Annotated in this window: 13 protein-coding genes; 3 read left to right on the top strand and 10 right to left on the bottom strand. The window is 63.8% G+C overall.

Annotated features, from left to right (window positions below; translation table 11 throughout):
- The first annotated feature begins 33 nt into the window (after nt 1-33).
- The gene (locus AC2FNA_RS19450) at nt 34-1,728 is read left to right on the top strand and encodes an acyl-CoA dehydrogenase family protein (RefSeq protein WP_496829379.1); all 1,695 of its coding nucleotides are present in this window, start codon (nt 34-36) and stop codon (nt 1,726-1,728) included.
- A gap of 53 nt (nt 1,729-1,781) precedes the next feature.
- On the opposite strand, the gene AC2FNA_RS19445 is transcribed toward AC2FNA_RS19450, so the two are convergent.
- Nucleotides 1,782-3,167, bottom strand: a complete 1,386-nt coding sequence (locus tag AC2FNA_RS19445; RefSeq protein WP_496829377.1) for a multicopper oxidase family protein — start codon at nt 3,165-3,167, stop codon at nt 1,782-1,784.
- Nucleotides 3,168-3,349: 182 nt separating this feature from the next.
- On the opposite strand from AC2FNA_RS19445, the gene era reads away from it, so the two are divergent.
- Both era and AC2FNA_RS19435 read left to right on the top strand, forming a co-directional pair.
- Nucleotides 3,350-4,255 (top strand): GTPase Era, encoded by a 906-nt coding sequence (gene era, locus AC2FNA_RS19440; RefSeq protein ID WP_496829375.1) that lies wholly within the window; start codon nt 3,350-3,352, stop codon nt 4,253-4,255.
- A 58-nt stretch (nt 4,256-4,313) separates the two neighbouring features.
- Nucleotides 4,314-4,640, top strand: a complete 327-nt coding sequence (locus AC2FNA_RS19435; protein WP_496829373.1) for a DUF1491 family protein — start codon at nt 4,314-4,316, stop codon at nt 4,638-4,640.
- Nucleotides 4,641-4,673: 33 nt separating this feature from the next.
- Here AC2FNA_RS19435 and AC2FNA_RS19430 read toward each other — a convergent pair whose 3' ends face one another.
- The 9 genes from AC2FNA_RS19430 to AC2FNA_RS19390 form a co-directional block, all read right to left on the bottom strand.
- On the bottom strand, nt 4,674-6,191 hold the full coding sequence (locus tag AC2FNA_RS19430; protein ID WP_496829371.1) for an aldehyde dehydrogenase (NADP(+)): 1,518 nt from the start codon (nt 6,189-6,191) through the stop codon (nt 4,674-4,676).
- Between the two features lie 3 nt (nt 6,192-6,194).
- The gene (locus tag AC2FNA_RS19425; protein ID WP_234182801.1) at nt 6,195-7,043 is read right to left on the bottom strand and encodes an N-acyl homoserine lactonase family protein; all 849 of its coding nucleotides are present in this window, start codon (nt 7,041-7,043) and stop codon (nt 6,195-6,197) included.
- 31 nt (nt 7,044-7,074) lie between these two features.
- Nucleotides 7,075-7,530: an SRPBCC family protein gene (locus AC2FNA_RS19420; protein ID WP_496829369.1), complete on the bottom strand. Its 456-nt coding sequence runs from the start codon at nt 7,528-7,530 to the stop codon at nt 7,075-7,077.
- Nucleotides 7,527-7,964, bottom strand: coding sequence for an SRPBCC family protein (locus tag AC2FNA_RS19415; protein ID WP_496829367.1), 438 nt, complete (start codon nt 7,962-7,964; stop codon nt 7,527-7,529). The genes AC2FNA_RS19420 and AC2FNA_RS19415 overlap by 4 nt, the downstream gene beginning before the upstream one ends.
- A 2-nt stretch (nt 7,965-7,966) precedes the next feature.
- Nucleotides 7,967-10,831, bottom strand: a complete 2,865-nt coding sequence (locus tag AC2FNA_RS19410; protein ID WP_496829365.1) for a flotillin family protein — start codon at nt 10,829-10,831, stop codon at nt 7,967-7,969.
- Nucleotides 10,832-10,903: 72 nt separating this feature from the next.
- Nucleotides 10,904-12,961: an ATP-binding cassette domain-containing protein gene (locus tag AC2FNA_RS19405; RefSeq protein WP_496829363.1), complete on the bottom strand. Its 2,058-nt coding sequence runs from the start codon at nt 12,959-12,961 to the stop codon at nt 10,904-10,906.
- The gene (locus AC2FNA_RS19400; RefSeq protein ID WP_496829361.1) at nt 12,954-13,751 is read right to left on the bottom strand and encodes an ABC transporter ATP-binding protein; all 798 of its coding nucleotides are present in this window, start codon (nt 13,749-13,751) and stop codon (nt 12,954-12,956) included. The genes AC2FNA_RS19405 and AC2FNA_RS19400 overlap by 8 nt, the downstream gene beginning before the upstream one ends.
- A complete protein-coding gene (locus AC2FNA_RS19395) occupies nt 13,744-14,829 on the bottom strand; it encodes a branched-chain amino acid ABC transporter permease (protein WP_496829359.1) in 1,086 nt (361 codons plus the stop codon). The genes AC2FNA_RS19400 and AC2FNA_RS19395 overlap by 8 nt, the downstream gene beginning before the upstream one ends.
- 3 nt (nt 14,830-14,832) lie before the next feature.
- On the bottom strand, nt 14,833-15,846 hold the full coding sequence (locus AC2FNA_RS19390) for a branched-chain amino acid ABC transporter permease (RefSeq protein ID WP_496829357.1): 1,014 nt from the start codon (nt 15,844-15,846) through the stop codon (nt 14,833-14,835).
- Between the last annotated feature and the right edge of the window lie 76 nt (nt 15,847-15,922).

Here is a 15,922-nt window from a genome sequence, read left to right as displayed (position 1 = left end):
TATGACCGGACGGACCAAGAGAGGATGTGATTCATGGCCCATGACGGACAGGACCCGATGACGATGACCACGCAAACCGTTCTTTTGCCCGACCTTCTCAGCCTGACCGGCGCGGCGCTTGCCCCGGTGGATGCACTGTTCGAGCGCGCCCGCGAAACCGTGCGCGAGATGGTGAGCGAAGGCGGTCGCGTGTCGGGGGCCCTGCTCGACGCCAACCAGACCGCCGCACATGGCCTGTCCTGGCTCGCCACCTACCAACAGTCTCTGCACCAGATGCAGCGCTGGGCCGAAGCATTGCAGGCCGATGGCAAATTCGGCGAGATCGAACAGCTGATTCACCAGATCGCCTTTGGTGAGTACCTGCACCAGCTGGCCGGCGGTATCCCGATGAACCAGGGCGAGGTCGTGCGGCTTCAGGATCTGGGTCTGGGCTGGGACGCCCTGTCGGGCTTCCAGGCCACCGAAGTACAGACCCTGATGGCGAAGGCAAACACCCAGACCGCGCGCACTCGTCTGGTCGAGCTGATGCAGGAGCAGGCCGGCGCCACCATGTTCGGCGCCTCGGGTCTGGACGAAGAGCTGGAGATGATCCGCGACCAGTTCCGCCGCTATGCGGTGGAAAAGGTTGAACCCTTTGCCCATGACTGGCACCTCAAGGACGAGCTGATCCCGATGGAGGTGATCGAGGAACTGGCCGAGATGGGCGTGTTCGGCCTGACCATCCCCGAGGAATTCGGCGGCTTTGGCCTCAGCAAGGCGTCGATGGTTGTCGTTTCCGAGGAACTCAGCCGTGGTTATATCGGCGTCGGCTCGCTGGGCACCCGGTCCGAGATTGCCGCCGAACTGATCATCGCGGGCGGCACCGACGAACAAAAGGCCAGCTGGCTGCCCCGCATCGCCAGCGCCGAGATCCTGCCCACTGCTGTCTTTACCGAGCCGAACACCGGTTCCGACCTTGGCAGCCTGCGCACCCGCGCGGTCAAGGACGAGAACGGCGACTACAAGGTCACCGGCAACAAGACCTGGATCACCCACGCCGCGCGCACCCATGTGATGACTCTGCTTGCGCGCACCGATCCCAACACCACCGATTACCGTGGGCTCAGCATGTTCCTGGCCGAAAAGACGCCGGGCACCGATGCCGAGCCCTTTCCCACCCCCGGCATGACCGGCGGCGAGATCGAGGTTCTGGGCTATCGCGGCATGAAGGAATACGAGCTGGGCTTTGACGGGTTCCACGTCAAAGGCGAGAACCTGCTTGGCGGAGAAGAGGGCAAGGGCTTCAAACAGCTGATGGAGACCTTTGAAAGCGCCCGCATCCAGACCGCCGCCCGCGCCATTGGCGTGGCGCAATCGGCGCTGGATATCGCCATGCAATATGCGCAGGACCGCAAGCAGTTCGGCCGCGCTCTCATTACCTTCCCGCGTGTCGCCAATAAACTGGCGATGATGGCGGTCGAGATCATGATCGCCCGCCAGCTGACCTATTTCAGCGCCTGGGAAAAGGATCACGGCCACCGCTGCGACCTTGAGGCCGGGATGGCCAAGCTGCTGGGCGCCCGCGTGGCCTGGGCCGCGGCCGACAACGGCTTGCAGATCCATGGCGGTAACGGCTTTGCGCTGGAATACAAGATCAGCCGCGTGCTCTGCGATGCGCGCATCCTGAACATCTTTGAAGGGGCCGCCGAAATTCAGGCCCAGGTGATCGCCCGCCGCCTGCTGGGCTGATCCATCTTCAACGGTTTGAAAAGCCCGGCCTTGTGCCGGGCTTCTTCGTTGCCTCAGGTCACCCGCAGGAACCCGGTCAACCCGGTTTTCTGATGCTCGATCACATGGCAATGGAACGCCCAGTCGCCCGGATTGTCGGCCACCAGCGCGATGTCGATCACCTCGTCCTTCAACAGCAGCATCGTATCGGTCCAGAGCGGCGGCAGGCTGCGCCGGTTCGACGCGATCGGCACAAAGGCCAGCCCGTGCAGGTGGATCGGATGAATGTTGGGCGATTCGTTGCGCAGACGCAGCACATAGCTCGTGCCGCGTTCGAGTACCGCCAGCGGCGCCGTGCCCGTCGCCGCATCACCAGCCCAGGCTGTGCGATTGATCGACCAGAACGAATAGCCCATCGTGCCGCAGAACCCGTCATTGGGCGCATCCCCTTCGGGTGTCCAGCCAAAGACAAACTCGTGCAGCTCGGCCCGCTCCAGATCAGGCTGGGCCACCGGGTTGCGCGGCAGCGGCTTCAGCTCGGCCAGATCGCGCCTGGGACCAGAGCCGACCGCCCGCAGCCCGGCCATCAGACGGGGCGGCTGGCCGGGCAGATCGGCCATCAGGGCGATCTGCCGCCCCTCCTCCACCGGCATCGCCAGCGCCAGATCGACCCTTTGACCGGGCGCCAGCAGCAGCGGCGCGCCCGCGCGCGGCACCGGCAGTTCGACGCTGACCGGGTGCCCATCCCAGGCAATGATCCGCGCCGCGCCGCCATCGAGGTAGAGTTTGTAGATCCGCGTCGTGTCGCTATTGACCACCCGCAGCCGCACCAGTGACCCGGCGCTGTGATCATAGACAGGCCCCTGCCGCCAATTGGCGGTCTGCACATTGCCCATGGTACCGCCCCGCGCCGCGCGCCGCGCGGTAAAGGCCGGCAGGAAGGCATCCGCCGCATCCAGCCGGAAATCGCGCAGATTGATCACCTCTTCGCTGTCAAACCCCGGGTCCTCGGCCTCGGCGATGACCATCACCCCGGTCAGACCATGGGCCATCTGTCCCATTGTCATGCAATGAGGGTGATACCAATAGGTGCCCGCATCGGGCGGGGTAAAAGCATAGGCAAACCCCTCGCCCGGACCAATCGGCATCTGGGTCAGATAGGGCACCCCGTCCATCGCATTGGCGATCCTCAGCCCGTGCCAATGCATCGCGGTGTACTCATCCAGATTGTTGCGGACAGTGAACCGCATCTCTTGCCCCTGCCGCCCGTACAGAACCGGCGGCGGCGCGTCGGGCGACAGGCTGACCATGCCCGCCGTCCGCTGTTGGCGCAGCTGGTAGGTCGCTTGCTGAACCACCAACTCCTGCACCCCGTGTGGGGCCATGGCGGATCCCAGATGCGCCAAGCCGGCGGCCCCCAACAGGGCGGCACCTCCAAACAACAGATCGCGACGAAACATGCGACACCTCATTTCTGCAATTGGGAAAGAGGCCGGGCTGTCAGTTGGCTGGACCTGAGACACAGGCTGACATGGGACGGCACCGCCCGCAATGCGCCCTCTGGTCGCTAAAGGGCATTTGCCCTCTGGCGAGCGCGCGCAAAACCCTGTAGAGGGTGCGACTTGCAACCAGGACCCGCCCCATGACCACACGCGCCGGATTTGTCGCCCTGATCGGAGAGCCCAACGCGGGCAAATCGACCCTGTTGAACCGCATGGTCGGGGCCAAGGTGTCGATCGTCACCCACAAGGTTCAGACCACGCGCACGCGCATTCGCGGCGTTGCGATGGAGGGTGAGGCGCAGATCGTCTTTGTCGACACGCCGGGCCTGTTCCAGCCGCGCCGGCGGCTCGACCGCGCCATGGTCGCCGCCGCCTGGGGTGGCGCTGCGGATGCCGATATCGTGGTGCTGATGGTCGAGGCCCATCGCGGCATCACCGAAGGGGTCGAACGTATCCTTGAAGGGCTGGCAGAGATCGCCAAGGGCCGCACCGTGGCGCTGGCCATCAACAAGATCGACCGGGTGCCTGCGGAAAAACTGCTGGGTCTGTCCGAAGCTTTGAACGCGCGTTTCGAATTTGCCCGCACCTTTATGATCTCGGCCGAACGTGGCCACGGGGTCGACGACCTGCGCAAATGGCTGGCGGCGGAACTGCCCGAAAGCCCCTGGCTCTATCCCGAGGATCAGATCGCGGACCTGCCGATGCGGATGATCGCGGCCGAGATCACCCGCGAGAAACTGACCCTGCGCCTGCATCAGGAGCTGCCCTATCAACTGACCGTCGAGACCGAGAACTGGGAAGAGCGCAAGGACGGCTCGGCCCGGATCGACCAGGTGATCTATGTCATGCGCGACGGGCACAAGGGTATCGTGCTGGGCAAGCGCGGTGAAACCGTCAAGGCTGTGGGACAGGCGGCGCGGGCCGAGCTGGAAGAGTTCCTGGACCGCAAGATCCACCTCTTCCTTCAGGTCAAGGTGCGCCCCAACTGGCTGGAAGAGGCCGAGCGCTATTCCGAGATGGGCCTTGATTTCAAGGACGGCAACTGAGGCGCGCAGGCCAAGATTTTTCGACGAAAAATCTCTCGCGCCGCCGAAAGGAAAGTGCATGGCGAGACTCACCGCGGATTTCTGGGTACATGCCTATCTGGCACGCCTGCGCCTGATGAATATCCCCGCCTATGTCATGTCGCATGGCGACGACACAGCCGGCGCAGTTCTGGTGAAGCTCAACACGCTTGACGGGCAGGCGGTGGCCTATCACCGCGAATACGATCTGATGAGCGGCGCGCAATCCTGGGCAGTTCTGACCAGCGGGCCGGAATTCGAGGTGGATGCAGCGATCACCCGTCAGCGTGGCTTCGACCCCGATCTTTGGGTGATCGAGGTCGAAGACCGCGAGGGGCGCCATCTGCTGGATCAGGACGGGCTCTGACCCGTTTTCAAGGCGCCGAACGGGGTGGCCGTGTCACCGAACCGGGGTCAGCCAGGGCGGGATATCCTGATAACAGACGGGCCGCAGCCAGCGCCGGATCGACAGCGTTCCGACAGATGTGTGTCCGAAATTTGTCGAGGCCGGGAAAGGTCCGCCGTGAACCATCGCATCGGCGACCTCGACACCAGTCGGAAATCCGTTCCAGATCAGTCGCCCGGCCTTGCGCTCCAGGATGCTAAACAGCGCATGCGCCTCGGCCTGGTCTTCCGGATCGCCATGAACCGTTGCCGTCAGCTGGCCCGAGAGGGACCGGGCCAGAGCCACCGCTTCCTCCGGATCGGCAACGGTGATTGCAAGCCCACCCGGCCCAAACGCCTCTTCGGCCATCTCCGCATCGGCCAAAAAGGCATCGGCCGTCGTTCGCAGCAATACCGGCCCCATGTCCCGCCCTTCTTTGGCAACCGTGTTATGGCCTGTGACAACGCCCGATTTCTCTTCCAGCCGGGCAATGCTGACGCGGAAGCCCTGCGCGATCGTATCGCTCAGCATGCACTGCGACGGTGTCTCAGCAAGCGCCTCGACGGCGACTTGCAGGAACCGTTCGGCAATCTCGCCTGCCGGCAAGATCACGAGACCAGGCTTGGTGCAGAACTGGCCTGCACCTTGCGTTAGGGAGGCGGCCCAAGCGCGCGCGATCTCGGCACCACGTCGCAGCCCCGCCCCGCGCAGCACGAACAGCGGGTTGACCGATCCCAATTCACCGTAGAACGGGATGGGCTCCGGGCGCGCCGCACAAAGATCGAACAACGCTCGTCCCCCAGCGGTCGAACCGGTAAAGCCCACGGCCCGCACCAAAGGATGCGTGACGAGCGCCGTGCCGGTCATACGCGTCGCGCTTTGCAACAGGGCAAAGGTACCCGGCGGCAGTCGCTCGGCCTTGCGGGCGGTGTCGACCGCGTCGGCGACAATTTCCGATGTCGCCGGATGGGCCTGGTGGGCCTTGACGATCACCGGGCACCCGACGGCCAGAGCACTGGCCGTATCCCCGCCCGCGACCGAAAAGGCCAGCGGAAAATTCGACGCCGCGAATACCGCGACCGGGCCCACCGGGCGCTGGATCAAGCGCAGGTCGGGTCGGGGCGGGGTGCGCGTGGGCAAGCCCGGATCGTGGCGCTCATCGAGCCAGCCACGGGTCAGAACATGCTGCGCAAACAGGCGCAGTTGGCCGATGGTGCGTACGAACTCGGCCTTGATCCGGGCCTCAGGCAGGCCCGTTTCCGCGCATGCGATCGCGGTGATCCGCTCTTCTCGCGCCCTCATCTCGGCGGCGATCCGGTCAAGAAACCGCGCGCGGTGCTGCGCGGTCGTGGCGGCGAACGCGGCAAATGCGTCTTCTGCCGCCCGCGCCGCACCGTCCACCTCTGCGGTGGTCGCAGAAGTGAATCGACGCGCTGCGCCGCTGGCCGGTTCAGACAGGAACTTCTCGCCCTGTCCGGCAAGCCAGCCGCTGCCGATCAGCTGGCCACCGATCTGGTCATCGCGCAGGGCCACGGTTTAGACCGGGAACCAGTTGCGTTTGGGCAGGCTCGAAACCACCGGACCCGGGACCTGCATGTCCAGCCGCCCGGCGATCTGTTTGTCGACGACCTTGGCTGGCTTGTCATGTACCATCAGCAGGAAATCCGAACTGTTCAGCAGCTTCTTGATCGCCGCCTTCTCGGCCCGCTTGCTCCCGGCATGGTTGCCTGTCACCTGCGGTTCGTGATCCTGCGTCTGGCGGTAGGGTTCGACGATCTGGGTGTTGATGTCATAGATCACGTCACCGCAGATCGTGGCACGACCTTCGGCGGTCTGCACATGCACATTCATCGACCCTTCGGTATGGGCATTCGCAGCCTCAAGCGTCACGCCAGGGATCAGTTCGATCTCGCCGGTGAGTTCCAGGTCCTCGAAACGCAACGCACCGGGGGTGTGAATACGTTCCACGAGGTGCTGAATGTCCGGCATCGGGTATTGCGGGTGCATCAACCCCGAGACCGAACATTCCATCTCGCGCCGGTTCACCACGACCGTCGTGTTCATCGGGAACTTGTCGTCCTTGCCTGCGTGATCGATATGCAGATGGGTGTGGCAGATATAGCGAATATCGCCGGGTTTCAGACCATGCTTGGCCAGCTGGTTCTCGATCATGTTCTCGTGAAACTGCAAGCCGCGCATGCCCAGCGACTCCATGATCGCATTGTCGCGATAGCCGGTATCAACCAGCACCGGGTGGCTGCCGCCCAGGATCAGGAAGCCGTAGACCGGTACCCGCTTGACCCGGCCACACTCGTGACCAAGCACCAGGAAGCTCGATTCAAGCTCGATATCGCCATAGTCCAGAACCTTGATTTCCAACGCCATTGGTAGTCCTCCTTGATGGATCGTTCGTATGTCAGTTGATCGGTTTGTCGTGTTGAACCGATAGATGGGCGGCCAGGCCATGCAGTCCGGCGGGAATGTATCCATCGCCGAACCAGACCCGGATCCGGTCCGTCCAGTCGGGCGCCCCGTCCGCCCGAAGCTCCCAGCGCAGAACCGCGCCGTCGGTCGCTGTCACTCCGAAGACCGTCAAAGCCTGCCACATCAGCGACAGCGGGACCGGGGCAGTCCGGGTCAGTATTTCCAGGCGACGATCACGCTCCGCGAAAGCGATCAGTTCTTCTTTCATGCTCAGCCCGTCACGCGTCGCGACATGGCGGACGGCACCCACGCGGGCGCGCGGCGCTTCCACTGCGCGGCTGGACTGGACAGCGGGATGCCAAAGCGCCAGATCGCCCAGAGAACACAACGTTTGCCAGACCTGATCGGCCGGAGCCGGATAGGCAGCGGAACGGATCACCCGGATCATGTTGTCAGCCCCCGCTCCAATGCGGTCAGACCCGGCCGGAACACTTCGTCAACCATGAACCGGCTTGTCTTGTCCTGGCTGGTCGTTGGACAGTTAAACTCTGCCGACCAGCCGACGAAGCTTCCGCCACCCTCGGTCACGGGGATCACCCTCATCTCGGCAAGGTGATCCGTCAGCGCGAAAGGCGCTTCGAGGATCGTGTAGGCCAGCGTAAGATCGTAATCCGACAACGCGACAAGCTGTTCACGAAACGCGCCACCATCGCGGACGATCAGTTGCCGGACCGCACCGACCTGATCGCCCCGGCAGCCATCCTCGACCGCGCATTGGACGACGCCGGGCAGCCACCGATGCAATCCGCCAAAGTCGCGCAAGACCTGCCAGATACGGTCCGATGGCGCCTTGAGGATCGCCGAATAAAAGACCCGTGGCATGATTATTCCTTGCCCTTCCGGACATCACCCACGTCTTTGTTCGTCTTCGCGTCCCGACGTTCGTCCTGCACGATGCGGTTCAGGTCCGAGGCCTCGCGCAGAAGCCCGCCCTGACGTGCGATATTGGCGCCGTCGATGCCGATGTCGGCCAGCAGGCTGTCGACCAGCGGCGCCTGCACCCGATAGCGCAGAGCCGAATTGATCACTTCATCGGTCGGGCTGCCGCTCTTGCCGGTGCCGGCGCCGTTCGCCCCGATGCCATCCAGCTGCATAATCCTGATATCATTGATCTTTTCCATGGGCTTGACCGAGGCAGCGACGATACCCTCGACATGTTCAAGCAGCTTGCGACGGAACAGGGACATCCGCGCCGGATCGGTCAGGACATTCTCGGCCTCGTTCATCAGGCGTTGAGCTTCGGCCTCGACTGCGCTGCGGATCTTGGCCGCTTCGGCTGCCAGCCTAGCCTCCTGAGCGGCCTTTTCCGCCATGAGAACGTCGATGCTGCTCTTACGGCGGGCGGCTTCGGTTTCCCGGGCGGTCAGGACCTGTTCGGATGCCTCGACGGCACGGGCCTTGGCCAGTTCTGCCTCGGCGCGGGCGGCGGATTCCTCAAGCGATTTCTGGAACAGGATGATGGCCTTTTCCATATTGGCCGCTTCGACGGCCTTCTCGCGACCGATTTCCAGTTGCCGGCGTTCGGTCTCGTGACCAATGCGTGCCTCGTCCAGCCCGCGTTCCGACGCGATGCGCGCGCGCTCGATCTCTTCGTGGCTTGCAATCTCGGCTTCGCGCAACGATTGATGACGAGCGATCTCCAGCTGCTCCAGCGCCCGCCGCCGTTCCAGCCGTGCGGCCTCCAATGTCTTTTCGCGTTCAACCTCAGCCGATTCCACGACAGAGCGGGCCGAGACCTCGGCACGGCGCCATTTTGCATCGGCTTCGGCCTTGGCGCTGCGCTTGGCCGACAGTTCCACCTCGCGGGCAATCTCGGCGGTCTCGACCTCTTCGCGGCTGCGGATGTTGGTGATCTCGCGCTCCTGTTGGCTGGCGATGCGTTCCTGCTCCAGTGCCAGCTCGGTGGTGATGCGCTTGCGCTCAACCGCCTCGCGCTGCGCGATGACCGCGGCGTCCAGAGCCTCGTCGCGGGCGATTTCGCGGGTGCGGGTCGCCTCTTCGGTGGCAATGCGGCGGGCGGCCAGTTCGGCGGCTTGCGCGATGCGCGCCGCCTCGACTGCCTCCTCGGCGGCAACGCGGGCCTCGTCGATCGCCCGGTTACGCTCGATTTCCATCTGGTCGGTTTCAGCCGTTGCCGAGATCCGTTCGGCCTTCACGGCCTTTTCGACCGCGATCCGTTCGGCCTCGACAGCCTTGCGCATCATCAACGCGGCCTGTTCATTGGCCTGCTCACGCTCGATCTCGCGGGTGCGCAACTCTTCTTCGACCGCAATCCGCTTGGCTTCGACCGCCTTGCGTTGTGCGATACGGGCCGCGTCCAGCGCCTCGTCGGCGGCAATGCGCGCCTCATCCACCGCGCGGTTGCGCGCGATCTCGTTGCTGCGGGTTTCGCTTTCGGCTTCGATCCGGGCCGCATCTATCGCCTTGCGCTGCGCGATGCGTTCCGCCTCGACGGCCTGATTTGCAGCGATCTCGGCCTCCTCGACCAGGCGCTTGCGCTCGATTTCCAGCGCGCGCACGCGCTGGTCCTCGCTGATGCGCATTTCGCTGATCTTGGCCTGCTGGGCGATGCGTTGCCTTTCGGTCGCTTCCTGCGCGGCGATTTCAGCGACTTCAAGCGCCTCGCTGCGCGCGATTTCCAGTGCCTTGATCTCCTGCTCGTGGGCGATCCGCGACGCTGTCAGGCTACGGTCCTGTGCAAGTCGCGCCTGTTCGGTCGCTTCGCGCGCCTCGATTTCGGCCGCGTCGATCTGCCGGTTCCTGTCGATCTCTTGGCTGCGGATGGCGCGTTCGGTCGCGATCCGGGCCGTCTCGGTCGCCTCTCGCGCGGCAATCCGGGCATTCTCCGCCTCGGTTTCGCGCTCTGCGCGCTCACGGGCAATCTCGGCTTGTTGCTGGGCGCGGCGCAACTCTATCTCGCGCTCCTGTTCCAGCCGCGCGTGCTCGCTTTCGCGGTCGATATTCAAGGCCTCGCGTTCAGCCGCCAGGTTGCGGTTGCGGATCTGGATCATCGCGCTTTGCTCGATATCGTTGCGCAACCGGCGCTTTTCCTCGATATCGCGGATCAGCGCGGTCATCCCCTCGGCATCGAACCGGTTGGAGGGATTAAAGAACTCGAGCCCTGCTTGGTCGATGTCCAGGATAGCCACCGTTTCCAGCTCAAGCCCGTTGAACCGCAAGTCCTCTTGCACGGTTTCCTTGATCCGTTTGACGACGGTGTGGCGCTGTTCCTGCAAAGTCACCAGATCAAGCTCGGCCACGACAGACCGCAGCGCACTTTCGAACTTGCCCTCCAGAAGCCCCTGAACCTCTTCGCGGTTCAGCGTTCTGCGGCCCAGCCGGCTTGCCGCGATGGATACCGACTCGCGATCCGGCGCAACACGGACAAAGAAGTCCGCCTCGACATCGACCCGGACATGATCATGCGAGATCACCGCCGCTTCCCGGGTGCGGCTGATGCGCAGCGCCAGCGTGTTCATATTGACGGGCGTGATGTCGTGGATGATCGGCCAGACGAAGGCACCACCATCCACGACCACCTTTTCACCCAGGAAACCCGTGCGCACAAAGGCGGTTTCCTTGGTCGAGTGGCGATAGAGCCAGTGCATGACCCAATAGATGATGGCGATCACGATGACCGCAACGATCAGCCACAGGATTAGCTGAGCGATGATTTGTCCGGCTTCCATTTCATATCCTCCCTAGAGGTGCGGGCGGAGTTGCCGCCCCGGCTTTGTCTTGTTTTGTGGTGATGATCGGGCTCATGGCGCGCTTGCCCCATAGACGGAGGCGACCGCGGACCGGCGGCCCGGCGCGCCACCCTTCAGGCTCTCGTCAAGGGCGCGGGCCAGATACTGCATGGTCTCGCCGCTCGACGCGGCGCCGGGTGAACGCACAAGCTTGCGCTGCCCGCTTTCCTCGAAAACCGAGACAAACGCGTCGCCTGTCCAGAATGCGGGGCTGCCTTGCGGGGCTGTCGGTACAATCACCGTAATCCTGCCGTTGCCCGTGTTCAGAGCACCGGCATAGCTCCGTCCGACGGCTTCGGCTTCGGCCCGGACCGTCTTGCGGATAGATATGCCCGGCCCATCCGGCCGATGCGCATAGATCAGGTCGCCGCCGCCGAGGACCGAAATATAGGGGCAACCTGCGGTGCAGTGTTCCTTGATCCGGTCAGGAACCGTGTCGATCACGCCGCCGAGCATCTGCGCTGCGATATCGGACTGATCCAGATCGATAACGGCTTTTACAACCCCGGACGCGATGGCCAGTTTGAGTTCGTCCACCCCCGCCCGTGTCGGCGCGTAGGTGACACAGCGATGATTATGCCCCAGCATCGCCGTAACGGACGCGGCCCGCGATCCGCCCGCCAAGCCCGAAATCAGCGCGACGTGACCAGCCACGCGCGCCCCGGTGTCCCCTGCGGTGACGGGGGCGAGCAGTCCCGCCATGGCCTGGGCTCCGGCGCGAACCGCGCGTGTGAGACCCGCGTCGCCATCGGCCGGAAACACCAGCAACCGACCGCCGGTTACTATGGTCAAAAGATCGCTCGACGCCGCCGGTGCGACCACCAGAACCGGCACCTGTCCAAGCGTCGCGATGATCCGGGGCACGATGATCGCCGCCTCGCCAAGGTCGAGAATGGCAAGAACACCTTCGACGCCGGGCCGGGCTGTCAGGAAACGCTCCAGCGCCTCGGCGACGCCAAGTCGTGGGTCGGGTGTCACCCCGTCATGGATGCCGGCGGCACCCCTTGGATGCCAGGCCGCAAGCTGATGGGCGGGGACATCCGCCAATGACGCCGGGTCGGCCGCTGTAGAGATGTCGACCGTGGTGACCTTGTGTCCCGCCTCCCGCAACAGCGCGCGGGTCGTTCGTATTTCGGTGGCGGTCCGGCTCATCGCCCCCAGCACGAGAATGCCCGGCTGGTCGGCTTCGGTGCTACGGACGATGGGCTTGTTGCCCGCACCCGCGATCGAGGACCACCGTGTGATCTGCGGGATCGGATGGCTTGCTGCCTGGTACTGCTGGATCAGCGAGCCGGCCTGCATATCGCTTTGGGTCGGTTCGGCATCCGCATCCTCGTCATGGGCATGTTGGCCGACGCCCAGAAGTCGTTGCTGCAGGTCGCGATCGGCCGCCAGATCGCGCGAAGGGACGATCCGGCTGACCCGCCCATTGACCATGACTGCCACGGTCTCGGCCACGCTGGTGGCTACGCCGATGTTCTGCTCGATTACCAGAACGTCGATATCACCCTCGTCGGCGAGCTTCAGCAGCATGTCCTCGACATGCGAGACAATGACCGGCGCCAGCCCCTCGGTCGGCTCGTCCATGACCAGAAGCCTTGGGTTGAGCAACAACGCCCGCCCGATTGCCAGCATCTGCTGTTCCCCGCCCGAAAGCTGTGCGCCGCCATTCGACTTGCGCTCGGCGAGGCGCGGGAAACTGTCGTAGATCCGTTCGATGGTCCAGGCGCCACCGCTTCGCGCCACGAGGCGCAAATGCTCGTCCACCGTCAGTGACCGCCACAGCCTACGCCCTTGCGGCACATAACCGACCCCCATGCGCGCGATTTCCGCCGGTGACTTGCCATTGAGGACCTGCCCGCCGAAACTGATCGTACCCGAACTGGCGGGTTCCAGACCCATGATCGCCTTGCAAAGGGTCGTCTTGCCCATGCCGTTTCGCCCGACAACGGACAGCACTCCGCCATTCAGGCCCAAGTCCACGCCCTGCAAGGCGTGGCTGGCGCCATAATATACGTTGAGTCCCTTGATCTCGAGAGCGGGCGCCGATGCTTTGCGTCCGTCACTCATGGCCACCTCCAAGATAGAGCGCCTGTACCTCGGGATCGTTCTCGATCTCTTCGGGCAACCCTTCCTTGAAGATGCGCCCGTTGTGCATCATCGTGACCCGCTCGGCGACGCGCAGCGCCACGTCCATGTCATGCTCGATGATGACATAGCCGATATGCCTCGGCAGACCGGTCAGGATCTCGACCAGTTCGCGCCGTTCGGTCGGGGACAGGCCGGCCGCCGGCTCATCGAACAGGATCAGCCGCGGCGCACCTGCAAGGGCCAGCGCGATCTCCAGTTGACGCTGCTGGCCATAGGCCAGGACAGCGACCGGCGTGTCGATCAGATCGCTCAAATGCACCGCGGCAATCAGGTCCTCGGTGGCTTGCATCAGGCTGTCATCGGCCCTTGGCCGCAAAAACGAATACCGCCCCCGCGATATCCCCCGGCACGCAAGATAAACATTGTCCCTAACGGTCAACCCGTTGAAGAGAAGCGATATCTGATAGGTTCTCCGCAATCCCCGGCGGATACGCTCCTGCGCCGGAAACTGGGTGACATCCTCGCCGAACATGCGGATCCGGCCACTGCTCGGCGGGAAATCTCCGGTGATGCAGTTGAACAGCGTGGTCTTGCCCGCCCCGTTCGACCCCAGAACGGCCCGGCGTTCCCCGGGCTTTATCGCCAGGTCGATCTCACTAAGAGCGGCCAGCGCACCGAAGAGTTTGGACACTCCACTCAACTCAAGCGCATGAGACGAAGCTGAGTTGCTGACCGCGACCGCAGCTTGTTCCAATCCGGTTTCACTCATTGTTCCGCCCCCCCTGGCCGCGTATCATGTCGTCGCGGGCCATCCGCGCTCTCCACCGCTCCCAAAGGCCCAGAATTCCATCCGGCGAGGCAAACACCACGATCAGGAAGATCGCGCCGATCAGCATCTTGTAGCGTTCGCCCGAGGCGCCGATGGCGCGCAGCAGATCGGGCGCAAAAGTCGCCAGAAGCACGAACAGAAACGCCCCCAGGAATGGACCGCTGGGCCGGCTGAGCCCGCCGATCACGGCGATGATCAGGATGTCGAAGGTTGCATGGATCCCTGCCGTGCCCGGCGCGATCTGGGCATTCTGCCAGACCAGCAGAATGCCTCCGATCGAGGCCAGAACTGACGCGAACGCATAGGCCGCCACCCGATGCGCGGTGACATTGAAGCCCAGCGCCGCCATGCGACGGGGGTTGTCACGGACCCCTTGGAGGGCCAGCCCGAGCGGTGCGCGGGAGACATATGCCACCAGCAGGTAGCAGAGCCCGGCGATGCCAAGGGTAAGATAGTAGAAGGGGACAGGTTGACGCCAATCTACCCCGAACAGCGCTGGCGGCAGAACCAGGTTGAAACCGGTATACCCGTTGAAGATCGTATAGTTCTGGCGGGTGAAATAGTAGAAGGCCGAGGCCATCGCGAGCGTGATCATGATGGTGTAGATGCCCTCGGTCCGAACCGCCAGCAGCCCCACCAGCGCGCCGAACAGCGTCGCGATTGCGATCGCCACCGGCAGCACGAACCACCATGGCAGGCCGAGGCTGATTGCGGTGCCGCTTTCGCCGAACAACGCCACCATGTAGCCCGCAAGCCCGGCCACCGACATCTGGATCAGGCTGACCATGCCGCCATAGCCCGCAAGGAACATCAGCGAAAGCGCCACGATGCCCAGGATGAAACTCCAGCCAAATATCTGGAACAGGAAGAAATCATTGGCGACCAGTGGCATCACCAGCAGGATCAGCAGCACCGCCCAGGACCGGCCAGGAACGGCCGCGACGCGGTCGACAATCCACAGCCACCAACGCGGCGCTTGCGGATTGGCCAGGGTATCCGGACGAAGGTTCGATGACATCGCTCAGCCCCTCCGCCCCATCAGGCCCTGCGGGCGGAAAGCCAGTACAGCCGCCATGATCAGGAAGGTCAGCACCACCGCATAGGTCGGCATGTAGACCGAGCCCAATTGTTCGGCCAAGCCGATCAGCAACGCGCCGATGGCCGCCCCCTGCACCGACCCCATGCCGCCCACGATCACCACGACCAGCGAGGCCATGAGAAAGCGCGTGTCCTCCCCGGGCGCGATGGATTGAAAGGTACCACCGACGATCCCCGCCATCCCGGCAAGCCCGGCGCCAAACGCGAAGACCCCCAGAAAGACCGGCCCGATCGGCACGCCCATCGCGCCCAGGATGTCGCGATCATCAACGCCCGCGCGGATCACCATGCCCACACGGGTGCGGTTCAGGGCCAGCCAGATGCCGACGCCGATAGCAATCGCAGCCACCAGGATCGCCAGTCGAACCTTGGGGTATTTAAGATAGACCAGCGCGCCCTCGCGGTTGTATCCGGTGACGAGCGGCAGTTGCATCGGCCCACTCAACCAGTCCGGCGACAGCACCTGATAGGATTGCCCGCCCCAGATCCACAGCATGATATCAGCCGCAACAACCGAAATTCCGATGGTCACCAGCGTCTGGCGCAGGTCCTGCCCTTCGAGCCGGCGGAATACCAGATACTGCATGGCAATGCCGACGCAGCCGACGACAACAAACACCACGACGAAGGACAACAACCACAGCCCCGTCCATTCCGCGAACTCGTAGCCGACGTAGCCCCCGAGCAGGTACAGCGAGCCATGCGCGAGATTGACGTTGCGCATCAATCCGAATATCAGCGTGAACCCCGATGCGACCAGGAAGTACAAGGCGCCCAGCGTGATGCCGCTGAACAAGGCGTTCAGGAATACTTTCTTTCGGCCAAATATGTCCTCGAACCCTTCGGGCCAGGGCGCAAAGATTGCCCATACCGCAAAAAGCACGACCAGAACGGCCAGGCCCGTCCAGACCGGTTGTTTCCGAGCAAACTCGCTCATGACATCCTCCCCGATACACGGGTTCAGATGTGCCCGCGCGTGTTGTCAGGAAGGATAGGAAACGTACCTGCTTGTG

The sequence above is a fragment of the Ruegeria sp. YKSD163 genome (assembly GCF_059612905.1).
Note: the sequence above shows the minus strand (reverse complement) of the source record. Positions and strands in the feature narration are given on the sequence as shown.